Source organism: Streptomyces sp. NPDC001513 (assembly GCF_042894695.1).
In the GTDB taxonomy this organism is placed as follows: Bacteria; Actinomycetota; Actinomycetes; order Streptomycetales; family Streptomycetaceae; genus Streptomyces.
Window position 1 is genome coordinate 177,906 of record NZ_JBIAVU010000014.1, and the last position, 19,539, is coordinate 197,444.

General features: G+C 70.4%; 13 protein-coding genes, 1 tRNA gene and 1 pseudogene. 9 read left to right on the top strand and 6 right to left on the bottom strand.

The window, feature by feature from the left end; all coding sequences use genetic code 11:
* Positions 1-73: 73 nt before the first annotated feature.
* From tmk to ACFYZ4_RS29525, 3 genes are all read left to right on the top strand, one after another.
* The gene (gene tmk, locus ACFYZ4_RS29515) at positions 74-3,313 is read left to right on the top strand and encodes a dTMP kinase (RefSeq protein ID WP_390785278.1); all 3,240 of its coding nucleotides are present in this window, start codon (positions 74-76) and stop codon (positions 3,311-3,313) included.
* A gap of 71 nt (positions 3,314-3,384) precedes the next feature.
* Complete coding sequence (locus ACFYZ4_RS29520) at positions 3,385-4,596, top strand: DNA polymerase III subunit delta' (RefSeq protein ID WP_390785279.1); 1,212 nt, start codon at positions 3,385-3,387, stop codon at positions 4,594-4,596.
* A gap of 164 nt (positions 4,597-4,760) precedes the next feature.
* Entirely contained in the window at positions 4,761-6,359 is a 1,599-nt protein-coding gene (locus ACFYZ4_RS29525; protein ID WP_390785280.1) for an alpha/beta hydrolase, read from the top strand.
* Positions 6,360-6,395: 36 nt separating this feature from the next.
* Here ACFYZ4_RS29525 and ACFYZ4_RS29530 read toward each other — a convergent pair whose 3' ends face one another.
* Positions 6,396-7,889: an MFS transporter gene (locus tag ACFYZ4_RS29530; RefSeq protein WP_390785281.1), complete on the bottom strand. Its 1,494-nt coding sequence runs from the start codon at positions 7,887-7,889 to the stop codon at positions 6,396-6,398.
* Between the two features lie 186 nt (positions 7,890-8,075).
* On the opposite strand from ACFYZ4_RS29530, the gene ACFYZ4_RS29535 reads away from it, so the two are divergent.
* Positions 8,076-8,149 (top strand) — tRNA-Thr (locus ACFYZ4_RS29535).
* Positions 8,150-8,339: 190 nt separating this feature from the next.
* Here ACFYZ4_RS29535 and ACFYZ4_RS29540 read toward each other — a convergent pair.
* Entirely contained in the window at positions 8,340-8,507 is a 168-nt protein-coding gene (locus ACFYZ4_RS29540) for a hypothetical protein (protein ID WP_390785282.1), read from the bottom strand.
* A 434-nt stretch (positions 8,508-8,941) separates the two neighbouring features.
* Here ACFYZ4_RS29540 and ACFYZ4_RS29545 point away from each other — a divergent pair, with 434 nt between their 5' ends.
* On the top strand, positions 8,942-11,467 hold the full coding sequence (locus ACFYZ4_RS29545) for a hypothetical protein (protein ID WP_390785283.1): 2,526 nt from the start codon (positions 8,942-8,944) through the stop codon (positions 11,465-11,467).
* A 186-nt stretch (positions 11,468-11,653) separates the two neighbouring features.
* Here the strand turns inward: ACFYZ4_RS29545 and ACFYZ4_RS29550 are convergent.
* Positions 11,654-13,250, bottom strand: a pseudogene (locus tag ACFYZ4_RS29550) (tyrosine-type recombinase/integrase).
* Positions 13,247-13,756 (bottom strand): transcriptional regulator, encoded by a 510-nt coding sequence (locus ACFYZ4_RS29555; RefSeq protein WP_390785284.1) that lies wholly within the window; start codon positions 13,754-13,756, stop codon positions 13,247-13,249. Before ACFYZ4_RS29555 ends, ACFYZ4_RS29550 begins: the two are co-directional and overlap by 4 nt.
* Positions 13,757-13,773: 17 nt before the next feature.
* On the opposite strand from ACFYZ4_RS29555, the gene ACFYZ4_RS29560 reads away from it, so the two are divergent.
* The 4 genes from ACFYZ4_RS29560 to ACFYZ4_RS29575 are packed head-to-tail and all read left to right on the top strand — an operon-like array spanning position 13,774 to position 17,030.
* Complete coding sequence (locus ACFYZ4_RS29560; protein WP_390785285.1) at positions 13,774-14,052, top strand: hypothetical protein; 279 nt, start codon at positions 13,774-13,776, stop codon at positions 14,050-14,052.
* A gap of 4 nt (positions 14,053-14,056) precedes the next feature.
* Positions 14,057-15,358 (top strand): radical SAM protein, encoded by a 1,302-nt coding sequence (locus ACFYZ4_RS29565; protein WP_390785286.1) that lies wholly within the window; start codon positions 14,057-14,059, stop codon positions 15,356-15,358.
* Positions 15,355-16,233: a radical SAM protein gene (locus ACFYZ4_RS29570; RefSeq protein ID WP_390785287.1), complete on the top strand. Its 879-nt coding sequence runs from the start codon at positions 15,355-15,357 to the stop codon at positions 16,231-16,233. Before ACFYZ4_RS29565 ends, ACFYZ4_RS29570 begins: the two co-directional genes overlap by 4 nt.
* A 14-nt stretch (positions 16,234-16,247) precedes the next feature.
* Entirely contained in the window at positions 16,248-17,030 is a 783-nt protein-coding gene (locus ACFYZ4_RS29575; protein ID WP_390785288.1) for a hypothetical protein, read from the top strand.
* A 61-nt stretch (positions 17,031-17,091) separates the two neighbouring features.
* Here ACFYZ4_RS29575 and aspS read toward each other — a convergent pair whose 3' ends face one another.
* Together aspS and ACFYZ4_RS29585 are read right to left on the bottom strand one after the other, a co-directional pair.
* On the bottom strand, positions 17,092-18,408 hold the full coding sequence (aspS, locus tag ACFYZ4_RS29580; RefSeq protein ID WP_390785289.1) for an aspartate--tRNA(Asn) ligase: 1,317 nt from the start codon (positions 18,406-18,408) through the stop codon (positions 17,092-17,094).
* 409 nt (positions 18,409-18,817) lie between these two features.
* Complete coding sequence (locus tag ACFYZ4_RS29585; RefSeq protein ID WP_241848041.1) at positions 18,818-19,462, bottom strand: very short patch repair endonuclease; 645 nt, start codon at positions 19,460-19,462, stop codon at positions 18,818-18,820.
* Between the last annotated feature and the right edge of the window lie 77 nt (positions 19,463-19,539).

Consider the following 19,539-nt stretch of genomic DNA (forward strand, 5'->3'; position numbering starts at 1 on the left):
GTGGGTCCGGAGTCACACCCGGCCTTGTCCACAGGCTTCCGCACCCGCCAAGCGCAGCGGATAGGCTGGGCGGATGACGCGAGCCGAGCAGCCAACGGTCGTGACCGCCCCGGCGAACCCCACCTACGACGAAGCCCTAGCCGCGGATTCCCGCGAGCGTGCGGTGCGCGCACTGCTGCGCACCCCCAGGCTGCGCCGGCTGTGGAGCGCCCAGCTGGTGAGCGGCATCGGAGACGCCCTCGCCCTGCTGGTGCTGGTGCTGCTGGCCCTCCAGGCCGCGGCCACGGAAGGGGCGTTCGGCGGCGGATACCGCGGCGCGGCCCTCGCCGTCGCCGCCGTCTTCGGGGTCCGGATCCTCGCCACCCTGCTCTTCGGCGCGGTCCTCCTCGGCCCGTTCGCCGGGCTCCTCGGATCCGGCGGCAAGCTGGACCGCCGCTGGACGATGGTCGGCGCCGACGGAGTCCGCATCGGCCTCTTCGTCGTCGCCCCGCTCTGGCTCGACTGGATCCCGGCCCACGCGCTCACCGCGCTGCTGGCCACCGTCTTCGTCTCCGGCGCCGCCGAGCGGCTGTGGACCCTGGCCAAGGAGAGCGCGGCGCCCGCCCTGCTGCCCGCGCCGCCGCCGGAGGGGGCGACCGTACGGCCGCTCCCGGACCACCTGGACGCGCTGCGGCGGCTGACCCTGCGTACGGCCTTCGCGGCGCTCCCCGTCGCGGCGGCCGCGCTGCTCGCCGCGACCCTGGTGGGCAAGGCGCTCGGCCTCGGCGTGGACTGGTTCGCCGCGAACCAGGCCGCCCTCGGTTCGTACGTGGCCGCAGGCCTGTTCGCCGCGTCGGTCTCGCTGCTGCTCCCGCTGGTCCTGCCCACCGGGGCGACCCCGCGCCCGCGTTCGCCGCTGGAGGGCCTGCGCGCCCCCAAGGCGGGCGACCTGCCCGACAAGGGCCGTACGGGCGCCATCCCCCTGCTGGTCCTGAGCTGCGCCGCGGTCGCCGGAGCGGTGTCCTGCGCCGTGGCCGTGGCCGTCCTGCACGCCTTCGACCTGGGCGGCGGGCCGGCCGCCTTCGCCCTGTTCGTGCTCGCGCTGGTCGGCGGCACCGCCGTCGGCATCCGCGCCACCCAGGCCGGCAAGGTGCTGCCCGGCCTGTCCCGGCGCCGGCTGCTCGCCCTCGCCATAGCGGTGACCGGGCTCGCGCTGCTGCTGACCGGGCTCGTCCCGGACACCGCGACCGTGCTCTTCCTCTCGCTGCTCGCCGGCATCGCCGCGGGCGTCGCGGCCAACGCCGGCCACACGCTGCTGGACCAGGAGACCGAGGAATTCCGCCGGGCCCGGGTCACCGAGCACCTCCAGGCGGTCGTACGGGTGGCCGTGGCGCTCGGCGCCGTCGGCGCCCCGGCTCTGGCCGCCCTGATCGGCCCGCACCGGCTGACCGGCGCCGAGGTCGTCTTCGCGCATGGCGGCGCCGCCTTCACCCTGATGCTGGTCGGCGCTCTGCTGCTGCCGGTCGCCGTGGTGGTGCTCACCAAGGCCGACGACCGCAGCGGCGTACCCCTGCGGCGCGACCTGCGCGAGGCACTGCGCGGCGGGGAGCCGGTGCAGGCCGCGTCCGACACCGGGTTCTTCATCGCCCTGGAGGGCGGCGACGGAGCCGGCAAGTCCACTCAGGTCGAGGCGCTGGCCGCCTGGATACGGGACAAGGGCCACGAGGTCGTCGTGACCCGCGAGCCCGGGGCGACGCCCGTGGGCAAGCGGCTCCGCTCGATCCTGCTCGACGTGTCCTCCGCCGGACTCTCGAACCGCGCCGAGGCGCTGCTGTACGCCGCCGACAGGGCGGAACACGTGGACACCGTGGTGCGCCCGGCCCTGGAACGCGGCGCGGTCGTCATCTCGGACCGCTACATCGACTCCTCGGTGGCCTACCAGGGCGCCGGCCGCGACCTCTCCCCGACGGAGATCGCGCGGATCTCGCGCTGGGCGACCGACGGGCTCGTGCCGAACCTGACCGTCCTGCTCGACGTGTCGCCGGAGGCGGCGCGGGAGCGGTTCACGGAGGCGCCGGACCGGCTGGAGTCGGAGCCGGCGGAGTTCCACCAGCGGGTGCGGTCCGGGTTCCTGACGCTCGCCGCGTCCGACCCCGGTCGCTACCTGGTGGTCGACGCGGGCCAGGACCCGGACTCGGTGACCACCGTCGTACGCCACCGCCTGGACCGGATGCTCCCGCTCTCCGAGGCCGAGGTGGCCGCCCAGGCGGAGGCCCGGCGCCTCGCCGAGGAGGAGGCCCGGCGCAAGGCCGAGGAAGAGGCGGCCCGCAAGGCGGAGGAAGCGCGGCTCCGGGCCGAGGAAGAGGCCCGGCTGGCCCGCGAGGCCGAGGAAGCACGGATCAAGGCGGAGGCCGAGGCCGCGCGCAAGGCCGCCGAGGAGCGGCAGCGCGCCGAGGAGGAGGCCCGGGCCAGGGCCGAGGCCGAGCGGCTGCGCGCGGAGGCCGAGGAGAAGGCCCGTGCGGCGGAGGCCGAGCGGCTGCGCCGGCAGGCCGAGGAAGAGGCCCGGCTGCGGGCCGAGGCCGAGGAGCGGCGGCTGGAGAAGCAGCGGCGGGCCGAGGAGGCCCTGCTGAAGGCCGAGGAGGCACGCCGGCTGGTGGAGGCGGCTTCGGCCGAGGCGGCGGCGAAGGCCGCGGCCGCTGCTGCCGCGGCGGAGGCCGCTGCGGCTTCGGCGGCTGCTCCGGCGCCCGCACCCGCACCGGCTCAGGCTCCCGCACCGGCTCCGGCACCGGCTCCCGCACCTGCGCCTGCTCCGGCGCCCAAGGTGCCCATGACGAAGGAGCCGCACCCGGACGACGCGGTGACGGTCGAGACCCCCGTGGTCAAGCGGGTCGTCCAGCCGGACGACGTCACCCAGACCGTCCCGGTGCCGAAGGTGGACCGGGCGTCCGCCGACGAGACGGCCGTACTGCCGCCCGTACGCCAGGCCGACGAGACGGCCGTGCTGCCGCCGGTCCGTCCGGGGGCCGCCCCGCAGGGCGGCAGCGGCGCCGGCGCCGGTACCGGTCGGGCCCGGTCCGCTTCGCGGCCGACGGCCCGGCGCCCCGAGGAGAACCCGGCCGACCGGGTGCCGTCGGGCATCTTCCGGGACGCGACCAACGACCGGACGCGGGAGCTCCCCGTGCTCGGCGAGGACGGCCGGCCGCAGCGGCCGCGCCCGGACTGGGCCGAGGAGACCCCGCTGGACGATCTGCCCACGCTGGCGGACGAACTGCTGGGCCGCCACCGGGACGACGAGGACGACGAGGGCGAACGGGGACCGCGGCGCCGCCGCTGACCTCGACGGGACCGGATTGTCAGTGGCGCCCGCCACAATGGGTGCACGGAGAGTGAAAGGTGGTGGGCGGGATGCCCGTATGGGACGACCTGGTGGGACAGGAGCGGGTCAAGACGCAGCTGTCCGCCGCCGCCCGCGACGCCGACGCCCTGGTCACGGCCATCACGAACGGGACCGCCCCGCCCGAGGCGTCCAAGATGACCCACGCCTGGCTGTTCACCGGCCCGCCCGGATCCGGGCGGGCCACCGCCGCCCGGGCCTTCGCGGCCACCCTGCAGTGCACCAGCCCCGACCGCGCCCTCGGGGGTGAGCCCGGCTGCGGGTTCTGCGACGGCTGCCACACCACGATGGTCGGCACGCACGCGGACGTCTCCACCGTCGTCGCGGTCGGCAGCCAGGTTCTCGTCGCCGACATGCGGGACACCGTCCGCAAGTCCTACACGTCCCCCGCCACGGGCCGCTGGCAGGTCATCCTGGTCGAGGACGCCGAGCGGCTGAACGAGAGGTCCGCCAACGCGGTCCTCAAGGCCGTGGAGGAGCCCGCGCCCCGTACGGTCTGGCTGCTGTGCTCGCCCTCCGTGGAGGACGTGCTGCCCACCATCCGCTCCCGCTGCCGCCACATCAACCTCAGCACCCCCTCGGTCGCGGCCGTCGCCGACATGCTGGTGCGGCGGGACGGCGTCGAGCCGACGGTGGCCCTCGCCGCCGCCAGGGCCACGCAGGGACACGTGGACCGGGCCCGCCGGCTGGCCACCGACCAGGAGGCCCGGGAGCGCAGGTCGACGGTCCTGAAGCTCCCGCTCCGGGTGGACGACGTCGGAGCCTGCCTCAAGGCCGCGCAGGAGCTCTGCGACACCGCCGCCGAGGACGCCAAGCAGGTCGCGGAGGAGGTCGACACCAAGGAGACCGAGGAGCTGCGGACCGCGCTCGGCGCCGGAGCGGGCGCCGGCAGCCGGATGCCGCGCGGCACGGCGGGCGTGATGAAAGACCTGGAGGACCGGCAGAAGCGCCGCCGTACCAGGACCCAGCGCGACACCCTCGACCTCGCGCTGACCGACCTCACCGGCTTCTACCGGGACGTCCTGGCCCTGCAGCTCGGCTCGTCCGTGGCCATCGCCAATGAGGAGATACGGCAGGACCTCGACAGGATCGCGCGGGCCTCGGGTCCCAAGCGGACCCTGCGCCGCATCGAGGCGATCATCGCCTGCCGGGAGGCCCTCGACCGCAACGTGGCCCCCCTCCTCGCGGTCGAGGCGATGACGATGGCGCTGCGCGCGGGCTGACCCGGGTCCACACCAGGTTGACGGATTCACCCGAACGGGCGGACCGGCCGCCGCGGTCGCGATGGGCCCGGTCCGTGCCCCGCCCGGCGGGGGCCACGGAAGGCCCGCAGCCGTCCGCCGCGGAAGAGCCTCCCGGCTTCCTCCGGCGGCCGTACGCTCCGGGGATGGACACCAGGCGCGTGCTGCGTACGACCGGGACCGTGATCGCAGCCGCCGGGCTGCTGCTCTCCGGGTGCACCTCGGGCGGTCTGGAGGCCCCCCGCGCCGCCCCGGGCGGATCGGACGCCCCGCACGCCGCCGAGTCCCCCGGAGCGGAGTCCGGCACGTCCGTCGCGCGGCTGTCCCCCGACGCGGCCGCGCTGCGCCCGTACTACGAGCAGAAGCTGACCTGGCGCGAGTGCGGCGTCCCCGGATTCCAGTGCTCCACCATGAAGGCCCCCCTGGACTACGCGAACCCCCGCTCCGGCCAGGACATCGACATCGCGGTGGCGCGCCGTGCGGCCACCGGCCCCGGCAAGCGGCTCGGTTCGCTCGTGGTCAATCCGGGCGGCCCGGGCGGCTCGGGCATCGGCTATCTGCAGGCGTACGCGGGCATCGGCTACCCCGCGCCGGTCCGCGCCCGGTACGACATGGTCTCCTTCGACCCGCGCGGGGTGGACCGCAGCAGCCCCGTCGAGTGCCTGACCGGGCCGGCCATGGACGCGTACACGCAGGTGGACCAGACGCCGGACGACCCGGCGGAGCGGGCCGAGCTGGTGGCCGCCTTCAAGAAGTTCGCGGCCGGCTGCCAGGAGCGCTCGCAGCGGGTGCTGCCGCACGTCTCCACCGTCGAGGCCGCCCGCGACATGGACCTGCTGCGCGCCGTGCTCGGCGACAAGAAGCTCACGTACGTCGGGGCCTCGTACGGCACCCTCCTCGGAGCCACGTACGCGGACCTCTTCCCGGACCGGGTCGGCCGGATGGTCCTGGACGGTGCGATGGACCCCACCCGGTCCGCGATCGATCTGAACCGGGATCAGACGGCGGGCTTCGAGACGGCCTTCACCTCCTTCGCCAAGGACTGCGCGAAACAGCCCGACTGTCCCCTCGGCAAGGGCGACCCGGACGCGGTGGCGGCGCGCCTGAAGGAGTTCTTCCGCAAGGTCGACGCCCAGACCGTGCCCAGCGGGGACGCGGACCGCCCGCTCGGCGAGGCCCTCGCCACGACCGGGGTGATCGCGGCGCTGTACGACGAGAGCGCCTGGCCGCAGCTGCGCGAGGCGCTCACCTCGGCGATGAACGGCGACGGATCGGGCCTGCTGAGCCTGGCCGACAGCTACTACGAGCGCGACGCGGACGGCAAGTACGCCAACCTGATGTTCGCGAACGCCGCCGTCAACTGCCTCGACCAGCCGCCGGCCTTCAAGGACCCGGCGGCGGTCGATGCCGCGCTGCCCTCCTTCGAGAAGGCCTCCCCGGTCTTCGGCGCGGGGCTGGCCTGGGCCTCGCTGAACTGCGGGTACTGGCCGGTGGCGGCCACGGGCAAGGCGGAGAAGCTGACCGCGAAGGGCGCCTCGCCGATCGTGGTGGTGGGCACCACGAGGGACCCGGCGACCCCGTACAAGTGGGCGCGGGCGCTGGCCGGCCAGCTCGATTCGGGCACCCTCCTCACCTACGATGGCGACGGCCACACGGCGTACGGGCGCGGCAGCGACTGCATCGACACGGCGATCAACCGCTACCTGCTGGACGGCAAGGCACCGGCGGACGGCAAGAAGTGCTGAGGCTGCCGACGGGGTGAACGGGTGGTCGGGCCCCGGTCAGTGCGCGGATCCGGTGGTCTTGAAGGATCCGGGCACCATCCACACCACCAGCACCAGGACGACGGCCGCGATGCCGATCGAGACGTACGAGGTCGTGGCCAGGGCGCTGTCGAAGGCGTCGCGGGCCCGCTCCACCAGCCCGGCGGCCTCCGCCGCCCGCGCGGCCGGCAGGCTCTCGGCGTACTCCTTCGCCCCGCCGATCGACTCCGCCGCCTGAGCCGGCGCACCGGCCATCCGTGCGGCGTACGCGGCTCCGTGGACGGAACCGAGGAGCGCCACGCCGAGGCCCACGCCCAGCTCGTACGAGGTCTCGGACACGGCTCCGGCCTGTCCGGCCCGCTCCGCCGGTACCGCCGAGACGAGCACCGAGGCGGCGGTGGTGACGGCGAGGCCGTCGCTGAAGCCGAGGGTGACCAGGAAGACGGCGATGTAGGCGTACGAGGTCGGCTGCGGGGCCAGGGCCAGCAGGGTGAACCCGGCCACCAGCCCGGCCAGGCCGATCGCCATGCAGGCCCGTACGCCGATCCGGTGCATCAGCGTCGGCGTCAGGAGCGAGCCGGCGAGCATGGCGAGGGCGGTGGGGAGGGTGCGCAGGCCGGCTTCGAAGGGGGAGTAGCCGTGGACGTACTGGAGCCACAGCGAGACCAGGAACAGCGCGGCGCCGGCGGCGAGCATGGCCATGAGGGTCACGAGCGCGGCGGCGGTGAAGGGGCGGTTCCGGAAGAGCCGTACGTCGAGGAGCGGATCCTTCAGCCGCAGCTGGCGGCGGGCGAACCAGGCGAGCAGCCCGATTCCGGCCGCCAGGACCAGCAGGTCCGCCGCCGCGGGGCGGCCCTTCGCCACGTGCTTGATGCCCCAGGCGAGGGCGACGATGCCGGTGACGGAGAGTACGGCGCTGAGCAGGTCGAGGGCGTGCTGGCCGGGGTCCTTGAACTCGGGCAGCAGCCACAGGCCGGCGACGACGGTGACGACCACGACGGGGACGTTGACCCAGAAGGCGGCGGACCAGCCGTACCGCTCGACGAGCAGCCCGCCGACGACCGGCCCGATCGCGGCGCCGGCGCCGGCGACGGCGGCCCAGATCCCGATGGCCAGGGCCCGCTCGTGGGCGTCGGTGAAGATGTTCCGGATCAGGGACAGGGTGGACGGCATGACCATGGCCCCGCCGACGCCGAGCAGCACCCGCCCGGCGATGAGCTGCGCAGAGTTCCCGGCGGTCGCGGCGACCACGGAGGCCACGCCGAAGAGCACGAAGCCGATCAGGAACAGCTTCCGCCGCCCGTACCGGTCACCGACGGCGGCGGTGGTGACGAGCAGCCCGCCGAGGACCAGTCCGTAGATGTCGATGATCCACAGCTGCTGCACGGCGCTGGGGCGCAGGTCGTCGATGAGGGAGGGGAGCGCGACGTTCAGGATGGTGGCGTCCATCGCGACGAGCAGCAGGCTGGCGCACAGCACGGCGAGCATCGCCCAACGCCCGGCAAGGGCCACGGGACATCTCATCCCTTCGTGGGACGCACAGCAGACGATGCCCCGAATGCGGTGCACCCGTCCCAGTATGTGACCTCCGCCTCACCCCCGCAGAACCCGGTTCAGGGCACCCGTTCACACCCTGTAGACTTGGCGCCGCTGCTGATGAGCGCCCCTCTTCGAGGGAATACTTGTCTGACCAGCGGTGCCGCCTTAGCTCAGTTGGCCAGAGCAACGCACTCGTAATGCGTAGGTCTCGGGTTCGAATCCCGAAGGCGGCTCTGTAGAAGCCCCAGGACTCACTCGCCGTGACCTGGGGCTTTTGCTATTTCCGGGGTCGCTCGGCGCGTGCGGAGGCTGGGGCCCGAAACCCCGTGCGTGAGCGATGCGTGAGCGGAGGGGCCGTCAGCCCTTCTTAGCGGCCTTCTCGGCCTTACCCTTCTTCTTCCCCTTGGCCTTCGCCTTCGCGGCTTACTTGGCCTTCTTGGCGGCCTTGCGGGTCTTGTCCTCCTCGGCCTTGCGCTGGAGGGGGCCGGCTTGGCCGTGGCCTCGGAGGCGTCCTCCCGACGTGACGGGACCTCTGATGTGTCGCGTGAGCTGGCTGTCGTTGTGCCTGAGCGTGTTCGGCGAGGTCTTCACGCCGATGCGCAGGTTGCCGCAGCGGGGCGGTGTAGGTATGCGGGCGCATTCCTTACCATGATCAATTGAGTGCAGCGTGGCATTCGCGGCCAATTCACCTCTTCGGGCCTCATCAGGCCGTTCGCAGCCCGGACCCGAGGGGACCACTGGCAGCGTTGCGGGTACACGTCGGTGGTCCTCCACCGGCGCCCGCCTCATGCCGCCGACGGCGGAGCAGGAGTCAGTCGAGAGATGCCCAAGCACCGCAAAGGGTGCTGTTGGGGCTGATCTTCTGCGGGCGTCGGCAGTTGGATCGTACGGAGCGTGCAAGATCATGGCCACGGCCAGCAGATCTTCGCCGCTGGCGCGAGGCTTCGGTCTTCGAGTGCGTGTCACGCTCTCGATAGTCGAAGGCGTGCGTCGCCCGGCTTGGCCGGGAGAAGGCTGAACAAGCCATGGCTGCCAAACGACCCGAAGGTATCTATCCCTACACCAGCACAGAGGCGTGGTCGGAGCGCCTAGCGGAAGCGGTGGAGAACACATGCCACCAGGAGGGACTTGTCCCAGCTCCGCGTGCGGCAATCGTCGAGGGCCTGGGGTCCGCCCTCGGTGACACCGAGATCAAGAAGCTCGTGACGTCCCTGCGCGGTCAGAAAGTGCTGGCGCCCCACGCGTACCGGGTTGTTAAAGCGGGGGATGACCGAGTCCTCCTGCTGACCTGCGATGTCCACGGTGCGGCCGTCGTCCCCTGGGACCTTAACGACCGGACCGTCAGCTTCTGGACACCCCCCAGCCCGGAGGCCATGGACCGCGTCAAGGCGCTGGTGGATGCTGAGTACGCACTGGAGGAGGCGCAGAAGGCCGTTCGGCTGGCGATGAAGGAGCGCGACGCCCACCGTCGTGCGGTCGGGGACGACACTTACGCGGCCGCTGCGCTCGCCGCCGCGGAGGACAAGCTCAGCACGGCCAGCGCGCTGGAGGGTGATGCGCAACGCAGCCGGGACGCTTTGCTCGCCTCCCTCGGCAGCCGCCGGCCGCGCCCTGTCGTGAGGTCTGTGGAAGAGAGCGGAGAGCCCAAGGCTGCGCTGGTGCTTGCGGCCCAGCCGTACGAGGTCGCGGTACACATGCAGCGCTACGCGGTCGAGAACCTCCGACGCGCGGGCCGTACTCGTGGCTACGACCTTGTCGAGTCCTTGGTAGCAGCAGGGCAGCTGTCGCGCGGTATGTGCGTCCTTCAGCAGTGGCAGGTCGAGGGTCGAAACGGCGAGAACTCCAGGCTGTGGCGGATGGTCGCGGTGACCGCGAACAACCGGGCGCTCGCCCGCCTCGACATCTTTGGGCTTCAGGTAGAGCACTTGGTGACTGGCATGCCGCAGTCCCGCTATCCGCTCCCGAGGGAGAGCAGCGACTCCAGCCTCCTGCTGCTCAACCAGAGGGAGGTACTAAACCGCGTCTCATGGCATCTCAACGAGGCCCGCGCCAAGGAGGACACCGACCAGGAGCACCCGGCCCACCGGGCAGCCAAGGTCACTACCGTGCCGACGGAGATTGTGGTCGGCTGCAGCAACCCGGATGCCCTGGAGCACCTGCTGCGGGCGCTGAACGTCAACGACCATCTGCGCGGGATCCAGCCGTACGACGAGGACGCGCGCCTCATCGCCTTGTTCGCCACCCTCGTTGATGCCTATGCCAGGGACGGCCTGCTCGCCATGGCTCTCGCCGATGCTTTCCCCAGCGCCCGGGGTGCCGATCGCCTCGATCTGGATGGCGTGCGATCGGCGCTCACTGGCAACGGCCCGTTCGACCCGCTGACCCCCCTGCTGCCCGTGGACGAGGAGGCCACTTCGGCCGCCCTTCGCGACTTGGCGCTGCGGTCCATCACCGCGCTCGTCTTCCCGGACGTGCCGCCGGCGCCTGCCGGGTCGGGACGGCGACAGGTCCGCGATACTGGGCGGTACTGGCCGATCGTACGCGCCTCGTTGCAGGAACCGGCCTGGAGCCAGGTCGGAGGTAAGACGGGCGAGGCCCGCACGCGACTCTGGTCGGCTGCCGTCGCCCAGCTCTACATGCAGCGCGGCAACATTTTGTCCGCCCAGGGACTCTTCACGGTCGCGGACACCAAGGAGGGTGCTCGCCAGGACCCTCGATCGTTGAAGGACCTGTTCCTAGGGGCACAGGCGGGAGACGCTACGGCTTGGGCGGCTCTCGTCCGGCGGATCGTGCCCAATCTGATTCACGCCCCCGAGCCGATGATCACGCCCGGTCAGGGCAGTGAGGTGAGTGCCCAGCGAAAGGGCGTGCGCCGCACACCTTCGAACGCAGTCGCCGCACTAACGGTCGCCTACACCCGGGAATCTCTGAGTGTTACCCGTGAACTGCTGCTGGCGTTCGCGGTAGCAGCGCTCGGCCAACCTGATGCCACGCAGGCGCCGCTGGCTGCCGATGGCAGCATGCCCGTCTGCTACGGCGAGCAGACGTGGAGCAGCAAGAGCCCGATTGTCCCCGGCATGGTCCTTGCCCCGGGCACCGACGGGCAACCGACAGCATTCGTGGCTGACAAGGCTTGGTTCGACGAACTCTTTCCGTCGGACTGGGACCGTTCTGCGTCGGCTGGTGGCATCCAGGCTGGAACGAACACTTCAGACAGCGAGGCCGGCAGTGCTGACGAAAGCACCGCCGACACCGCTCGTGTCGTGGGAGGCGTATCGCAGGATCCCCGCGCCAGGCTAAGTGCTCTTCGCAACGAACTGTCCGCTCGAATCGAGCTGGTCGAAGGCGCATACGAGCGCGCGGTCGGGGCTGCTGACACGCTTCTCAGCGATTTCGAGACCGCCCAACGGCTCCGCAAGGAGCTGGGAGAAGAACCGCTCCCTGCCGACCGGCGGATCGAGATGATGGAAAGGCTGACGAAGGCCCGAGGCGCGGCAGAAGCCAGCGTCTCCGCTCTTGCGCAGGTTGAAGGGCTGATCCTGCAGCTGTAGACGGGTAGCCGCTCGCGCTCAGGGCGTGGCGCACGGCTGGGGTGAGCTCGGCGCCCCGTGATGTGTAGCCCCGGGTTCGAGAACCAGAGACGGCCGCATCGAGGGGCCAGGTCACTATCCTCTGACCTGGCCCTTTGCGTTCTCGTCGTGAATCCAGGCAACCCAGAAGCGTGAACACATTGGCTGTCAGCCCTTCTTGGCCTTGCTCTTCTTCCCTTTGGCCTTCGCCTTCAAGGCCTGCCTGGCTTTCTTGGCGGCCTTGCGGGCCAGTTCCTCTTGCTCGGCCTTGCGCTGGAGGGGCACGAGCTGGGCTGTGGCCTCGGCGGCGCTCTTGCCGACTTGGGGGAGCACGCTCTGGTAGATGTCGCGCGTGATCCGGGTGTCGCTGTGCCCGAGCGTGTCCGACACGATCTTGATGTCGATGTCGGCGGCCAGCATGAGCGTGGCCGCCCCGTGCCGCAGATCGTGCAGCCGGATCGGCGGCAGCCCGGAGGCCGCCACGAGCCGCTCGAAGAGGTCGGTCACCTTGCCCGGGTGCAGCCAGGAGCCGTCCTCCTGCGTGAAGACGAGCCCGGTGTTCCCCCCAGGCCGACCTCCACTCGGCGCGGTCGGCCTCCTGTTGCTTGCGGTGCCGCTCCAGGACGCCGACTGTGTCGTCGTCGAGTGCGACGACACGGAAGCCGCTATCCGTCTTCGGCTCGGACGCCTCGACCTCCCAGCCGTCCTGGACGAGCTGCCCCGTCACGGTGAGGGAGTGCCGGTCGAGATTGGTCTCCGACCACGGCTGTCCGCACGCCTCACCTCGCCGCAGGCCGCGGAACGCGATCAGGTGCCACATCGCGTACAGCCGGTCGTCGGCGACGAAGTCGAGGAAAGCGCCTGTCTGTTCCGGCGTCCAGACCATCACCGGGGATGGCTTCTCGCCGGTCTGCTCCCACTTGGCGACCCGCTCGTCCGTCCACACCAGCGCCTTCGGCTTGCGCACCGGATCGATCTCGACGTGGGCCGCCGGGTTGAACATGATGATCTGCTGCCCGATCGCATCGTTCAGGGACGCGCGGAGCGTCGCCTTCACGTGCTGGCGCGTCGCCGGACCTGTCACCCGGCGGAAGGCCGGCATCGCGTCGAGCGCAGCCTTCAGCGCCTTCCGGCGAGCACGGTTCTCGCCGCTCTTCCACGGGATCGTCGCCAACTCCTCTACGGCAGCACGTCGCTGGGCGTTCTGCTCCAAGACCTCGGCGTTGCCGTCGGCGATGGCCGTGAACATCTCGCTCAGGTGGCTGACCCGCAGCCGGTCAAGGCGCCGGTGCCCGATCCGCGGCTTGAGGTGCACGCGGATGTCGGTCTCGTACCGGCTGATGCCCGACTTCCGGATCCGCTTGCCCGCCAGCCAGCGGTCCAGCCACTCGGCGACGGTCAGGCTGCCGACAAGATCCTGGCCGGCCTTGAGCCGCCGCCGGGTCTCCTCCACCTCGGGCAGGGGCAGTTTCTCGCCGCTGACTTCGGCGAGCATCACGGCGACCAGCTGTATGCCTTCGGGGTCGTCGGCGTCTACGAGTCCCAGGAGAGCTCGTACGTGGTCGAGGTCGGCCTGGGCCGCCTTGAGGCTGCTGTACCCGCCACGGGCGAAGGATCGCCGGCTGCCGTCCTCATGGGGCGGCAGCTCCTGGCGTATGGAGTAGGTGCAGTGGTTCCTGCTGTTGCGCTTGGGACAGGAAGTGCCGAGTTCCTTGCCGGTCTTGGAGTCGCGGCAGGAGCAGCGGCGGTAGGTGGAGCCCTTCAAATGTCGTCCTCGTCCTCGTCGTCGGTGTCGGGTAGGTCGATGTCGGTGAGTGCCGGTGGCAGTTCTGGCGGAGTGGCGCCCTCTTCGCGGATGTCCTCGCGTAGACCAAGGAGGCTCCACTTGGCCTCTTCGGCACGCTTGGCGTAGTCGTCCTTCCTGCGTTCGGCTTCCTCGCACTGGGTGGGTGTGGTCGCCGTCTTCACCGCGAACTCAGCCCGCTCTGTCTCGCGTAGGGCGGCTTCGACAGTGCGGACCAGGCTGGCGTGGCGGTTGAAGTCGGGGATCAGCCCGGAGTCGAGGGCGTCGTGGCTGGGCTCCTCGGCGGTGAACTTCCGCATGGCCTCCCAGGTCGGGATGAGCTCGTGGAAGGGAAGCTCCTGCGTCTCCTCGACGTAGCCGACCGGGAAGATCAGGCAGATCGGGGACGTGTAGAGGGCTGCGGCCAGGATCATGACGTCGACCAGCGGCAGGTTGGCCCTGCGGCCTGATTCCAGGTTGGCGATCACGCAAGGCGGGCGTGTGGATGGGTGAGCGTGCTTCCTTCCGCGACAAGCAGGGCCGCATCCTGGAGGCCCTGAAGGACCGCACCGACTGGGTCAGCCTGGAGGGCGCGGTCATGGTCATCAGCACCGAGCCGGCCGGTCTCACGGTCATCGCGCCGAACCCGACGCTCCCGGGTGTGATCGTCCTCTCCGACGGCGGTTCCCCGGCGGCCTCCGCTCGGCTCCAGGCCGACGCCGAGGACAAGGTCCGCGCCGTCATGGCCGAGCTGGGCATCGCCGAAGAGGAAACGGCGGCCTGACCCAGTGGCCACTCCCCAGCTGCTGTGGGGGAAATACTTCCAGTACGACCGGGACGGGGAGGCTGTCCTCCTCGACCCGGTCACGCTGGAGAGTGTGCTTCTCGACTCCGGCGAGGTCTCTGACCTCGCCGGGGTCCCCCCGACCGCGACACACTTAGCCCTTGCCGGGCTCGGCTTCACCCAGGACGGCCCCGAGGCCGACCGCCGTGAAGCACTCCACCACCGCCTCCACACCCTGGGCATCGACCCGACGCCGCGCAGGATCAGCGGCCTCCGGGTGGTGCTCACCGACCGCTGCAACATGGCCTGCACGTACTGCTTCGTCGACACCAACAGCGGCAAGCCGGACATGACGGAGCAGGAGCTCGCCGCCGGCCTGGAATTCCTGTTCGAGCAGAACGCGGGGCAGGAGGAGGTCTCGATCCAGTGGTTCGGCGGCGAGCCGACCATCCGTTTCGACCTCATGCAGTACGGCGACGAACTCGCCGACACCCTCGCTGCCCGCTACGGCGTCGAGCGGGTCCGGCGCACAGTCGTCACCAACGGCGCTCGCCTGACGGACGAGGCCCTCGACCACTTCGTACAGCGCGAGTACGGGGTGGGCATCTCCATCGACGGCCCTCCGGGGATCAACTCGGCGAACCGACTCCTCCTCGGCGGGCAGCCCGCCGACGACCGTATCCGCCGCAACGTCCGGCGCCTGGTCGAGGCGAAGGGCCTGCACGTCGGCTGCAACCTCACCCCGACGGCGTCGAACATCGGGCGCCTGGCCGAGAGCGTGCAGTGGATCATCGACGACCTCGGCCTCAAGTTCATCTACGTCAACACGCCCATCCCCACCGGGGGCAAGTGGCGGGTGAATGGCGCCGACCTGGCACGGGAGCTCTACGAAGCCCGCCTGACCGCACTCGGCAAGGGCGGGATGCTCTTCTCCGTCCTCGACCGGGACTTCCAGGCACTCGACACCCGCCGGCCGATGCTGTTCGACCACATGCAGGGCGACCGCAGCCTCAACGCCGCCCTCCTGCCCGGCAACCGCGTCAGCGTGTGCGACATCAACTTCACCGAACCCGAGTTCCTCCACACACTCGACGAGCTACGGTCGGACCCCAGCCGCCTCACAAGGGCGACGAAGAAAGTCGCGCCGATCCCCGCGTGCGGCGACTGCCCGGCGCTGGCCATCTGCGGCGGCCCGTCCCGCAACGAACAGGCCCTCATCGGCGGCAGCACCCCCGACCCGCAGATGTGCGCCTTCTACACCAGCACCGTGGCCATCGCGGTCTGGGACAACACGGGGGTGCAATGAGCACCCCCGCCCGTACGGCGCTGATCTCGACGGCCGGCCACTGCGAGGTCGCGTGCAGCTTCTGCTTCCGGGCCGACCGCGCCCGCGGGTTCCTCACCACCGCCACGTACATGCGTGCCCTGTCGCGCCTGAAGGAGGCCGGGGTGGAGGGCGTGTGCCTGACAGGTGGTGAGCCGACCCACCACCCGGACCTCAGGCAGCTCGTCCGGCTCGCCCTCCAGTTCGGCATGACGGTGTCCATGGTGACCTCAGCACGCTCGGAGGCTGAGGTCACCGCCCTCGCGGAGGTTGGTCACCTACTGACCAACGTGACCGTCTCAGCGGACTCACAGGGCGCGATGAAGCTCGGCCGCACCACCCGGAGCGCGGCCTCGGCTGTCGCGACACTGGATGCCGTGGACACCCCGTCGAAAGTCCTGCACCTGACCTACTGGGATGTGGACGACGAGGAAGTCGCCCAGCTCGCCAGCCTCGTCGCGGGAACGGGGATCGACGTCCAGCTGAGCCCCGTCCTCCTCTCTGAAGACGCCCTAAGCCGGGACAGCCGATCGGTTCAGGACTCCCTGATGCAGAGGGCGCGAGACACGGCGGCCCTCGGTCAGTACTTCCTCCTGTCGAACGGATACCGGTCCTACCTCGACGATCTTCGGAGGACGCAGCTGTCCAAGGAGGAGAGCCACCCATGCCGGTCGGCAACCCTCTATATGTCCGCCCAGGGTGAGGTGCGGCGCTGCCCCTACGGCGCATCCGAGATCAGTGTTCATGCCCCACGTACCGAGATCAGAGCTTTCCTCGACGCGCAGGCCACAGACCGCGTCGTACCCGACTGTGCCGCCATATGCCGCCCCGCGTCCCGCGACTGCGCGGCGGCCTGACCTTGGGGGTTCACGTGCAACCGTCGGTCTCCGTTACCGACCCTCACGACTTCAGCACCCACTGGAGGCAGCTGCCGAACTTCCGCATACAGGTCCCATTCGACTACCTGTTCCTGCCCGCGATCGACATCCTCGACCAAGTCCGCCGGGACGAGGAGGTGCGGTTCACGATCCTCGGCGAGGACGATTGGAAGGTGCGCATGGACCGCACCGCCGCGTTTCGGACGGCCCCGGTCGAGGAGATCGCCACATGGCCGTTCCGCCTGGTGCACTTCAACCTCGCCCGGTTCTACGGCGAGATCCTGGCCGGCTTCCAGGACGAGGTCATGGTGCCTTGGCGCACCCATCTGTCGTCGCAGGGATTCACGTGGCAGCGGTGCGCGCCCATCCTGTTCCTGTCCACCGAAGGCGCGGCCTCGACCTACCACAACGACAACTCGCATGGTCTGGTGTGGCAGGTCCAAGGGGTCAAGACCTTCCACAGCTACCACAACCCCGACAAGCACCTGTCCCCCGAAGCCGCGGTCCTCGGTGAGACCACAGCCGAGGATCCCCCACCGCACGACGAGGCGCAGCGGCAGTCGGTGACGATGCAGCCAGGCGACCAGCTGTGGAGCCACGCCCTGACCCCGCACTGGGTCACCACCGAATCGCCGCTCGCGCTAAGCGTCACCCTCTCCCACGGCGGCCTGTCCCGCCGCGGCCGATACGCCGACCGCGAGCTGGCCCTGCGCGGCCACTGGGACAAGAACCCCGCCGAGGCGTGGACCCTCGACCTCGGCCACACCCGGTACTGAGCAAGACCCGGCTGCCCCACCGCCAGACAGGCGGTGGGGCAGCGGTGCGTCTACCCCTGGCTCAGGGGGTGAGGCGGTTCGGCCCCCGGAACAGGAACGCAGCCTCGCGGATCGAGTCCAGGCCGAGCATGACCATGAGGATCCGGCCCAGGCCGGCGCCGAGGCCGCCGTGGGGCGGGCACCCGAACCGGAAGATGTTCATGTAGTCCTGCATCGGCTCGGTGTCCATGCTCTTCTCCTCCGCCTGCTTGAGTAGCACGTCGGAGCGGTGCTCACGCTGGGCCCCGGTGGTGATCTCCAGGCCCTTCCAGAGCAGGTCGAAGCTGAGCGTCAGGTCCGGCCGGTCCGCCGGACGCATGTGGTAGAAGGGCCGGATGCTGGCCGGGTAGTGCGTGATGAACACGAACTCGTGGCCCGTGAGCTCCTTCATGTGGGCGGCGATGGTGCGCTCACCTTCCGGGTCCAGGTCCTCCTTGACCCCTTCGGGGTCCCAGCCGCCGGCCCGCAGGATCTCCTGCGCCTCGGCCATCGTGATCCTGGGGAACGGAGCCTCCGGCACCACGACCTCGATACCGAAGACCTCCCGGATCGCCTCACCGTGGACCTCGGCGACCTTCGCGATGGCATGAGCGAGCATCCGCTCCTCGAACGCCATCACGTCCTCGACGTCGTCGATCCACGACAGCTCGACGTCCACGCCGGTGAACTCGGTCGCGTGCCGCGAGGTGTACGACGGCTCGGCCCTGAAGACGGGGCCGATCTCGAAGACTCGGTCGATGCCGGCGGCCACGGCCATCTGCTTGTAGAACTGCGGCGACTGCGCGAGGTAGGCCGACCGGTCGAAGTACCCGAGCTTGAACACCTCCGCTCCGGACTCCGAGGCAGTGCCCATCAACTTCGGCGTGTGCATCTCGGTGCAGCCGTTCTGCATGGCGTACTCGCGCAGCCCCTGCTCCAGGGTCGTCTGCGCGGCGAACACCATCTGCGCGGTGGCCCGCTTGCGTACGTCGAGGAAGCGCCAGTCGAGCCGGTGCTCGGGGCCGGTGTGCTCGTCGATCGGCAGCGGCGTCTCCGCCCGGTTCAGCACCTCGATCGTCTCGGGGACGATCTCCAGGCCACCCAGGTTGACCTGGGCCGCCTCTACGACGCGGCCGGTGATCCGGACGGCGGACTCGGGGGTAAGCGACTCGATGACGGCTTCAAGCGAGCCGCCGTCGCGCTTGTAGGTGACCTGGGCCATGCCGGAGTGGTCCCGCAGGATGACGAACTGCATCTTGCGCTGCAGACGGAGCGCGTTCACCCAGCCGGAGACGGTCACGGTCTGGTCGACGTGTGCGCGTAGGTCGGAAACCAGTACGCGGCTAGTGGTGTGGATCATCGCAGCCCTCCAGGGGCGTCGTCATGATCCCTTGGAAGCGTGGGCGAGAAGGGTACTCGCGGTGCCACCACGCCTTTGCCACCGCCAGACAGCGGCGGCCTCATTCAGCCCGATGACGGGGGCAAACCGGCGGGGCATTGGGCCCGAAGGCCTTTCCTCCCCGCGCTCGGGAGGGTCTTCACCATGGGTGCGAGTCCGCCTTCACAGCTGCCGGCGGCTCTCTCTGCTCGCGTGATCCGTGGCTACTCGTCTCCGTCGACGCGTTGCGCAAAGAATACGGACACGGCAAGGCCCTCGCAACGGAATCACGATGTTTGCGAACGACGTGGCCGCATGGCACTCACTGCAGAGGCCAGCTCGGTACACCAGCGCTGAGTGCGGCACGCTTCACCGTTGGAGCGTGCCGCCCTCAGCGAGGTGAATTCGCAGCAGCCGTGCGTATGACCTCCGAGATTCGGGCACAGGCGGCTTCAGGATCTTCGTGCTCCCAAACACGGATGACGGTCCACCCCGCTTCACGCAGTAGGTGATCAGTCTCGGCGTCGCGGGCACGGTTGCCTTCGATCTTGCTGTGCCAGAAACCGGCGTTCTTGGTTGACTCCCGAAGATGCTCGGGGCATCCATGCCAGTAACAACCGTCGATGAAGACGGCGACCTTCTGCTTGGAGAAGAGCACGTCGGCGGTGCGCCGTAGCTCGGGCAAGGGACGCGATGCCACGCGGTAGCGGAGCCCCTGCTTATGCAGCAACGACCGGAGCCGAAGCTCCGGCTTGGTGTCCTTGTTCCGGTTGCCCCGCATTGAGGCGCGTACAGCGGGAGAGGACGCCCACGAGCCCTCCACTGGAGGTTCTTCGGTGAGGAGGCCCTTCTCCCAAGCCACCTTCCACCCCGCGACGAGATTCGCGGCTCGTCTGTCGTGATCCACCTGCCCGAGGTATCGGGCAGGGGACTTTCCGGCGTCGGACCAGCGGAGATAGGCGCGGATGCGGCGTGTGTCCGGAAGTACCTTCAGTTCCACCGAGGCTCGGGCGAATCGGCCGTTGCCGAGATCCACCGAACGCCTATGGCGACCGCCAGCCGCGCGATCCTGTTCCGCCGCGAGAGCGTCCCGGCTTCTGCCGGGCCGCCCTT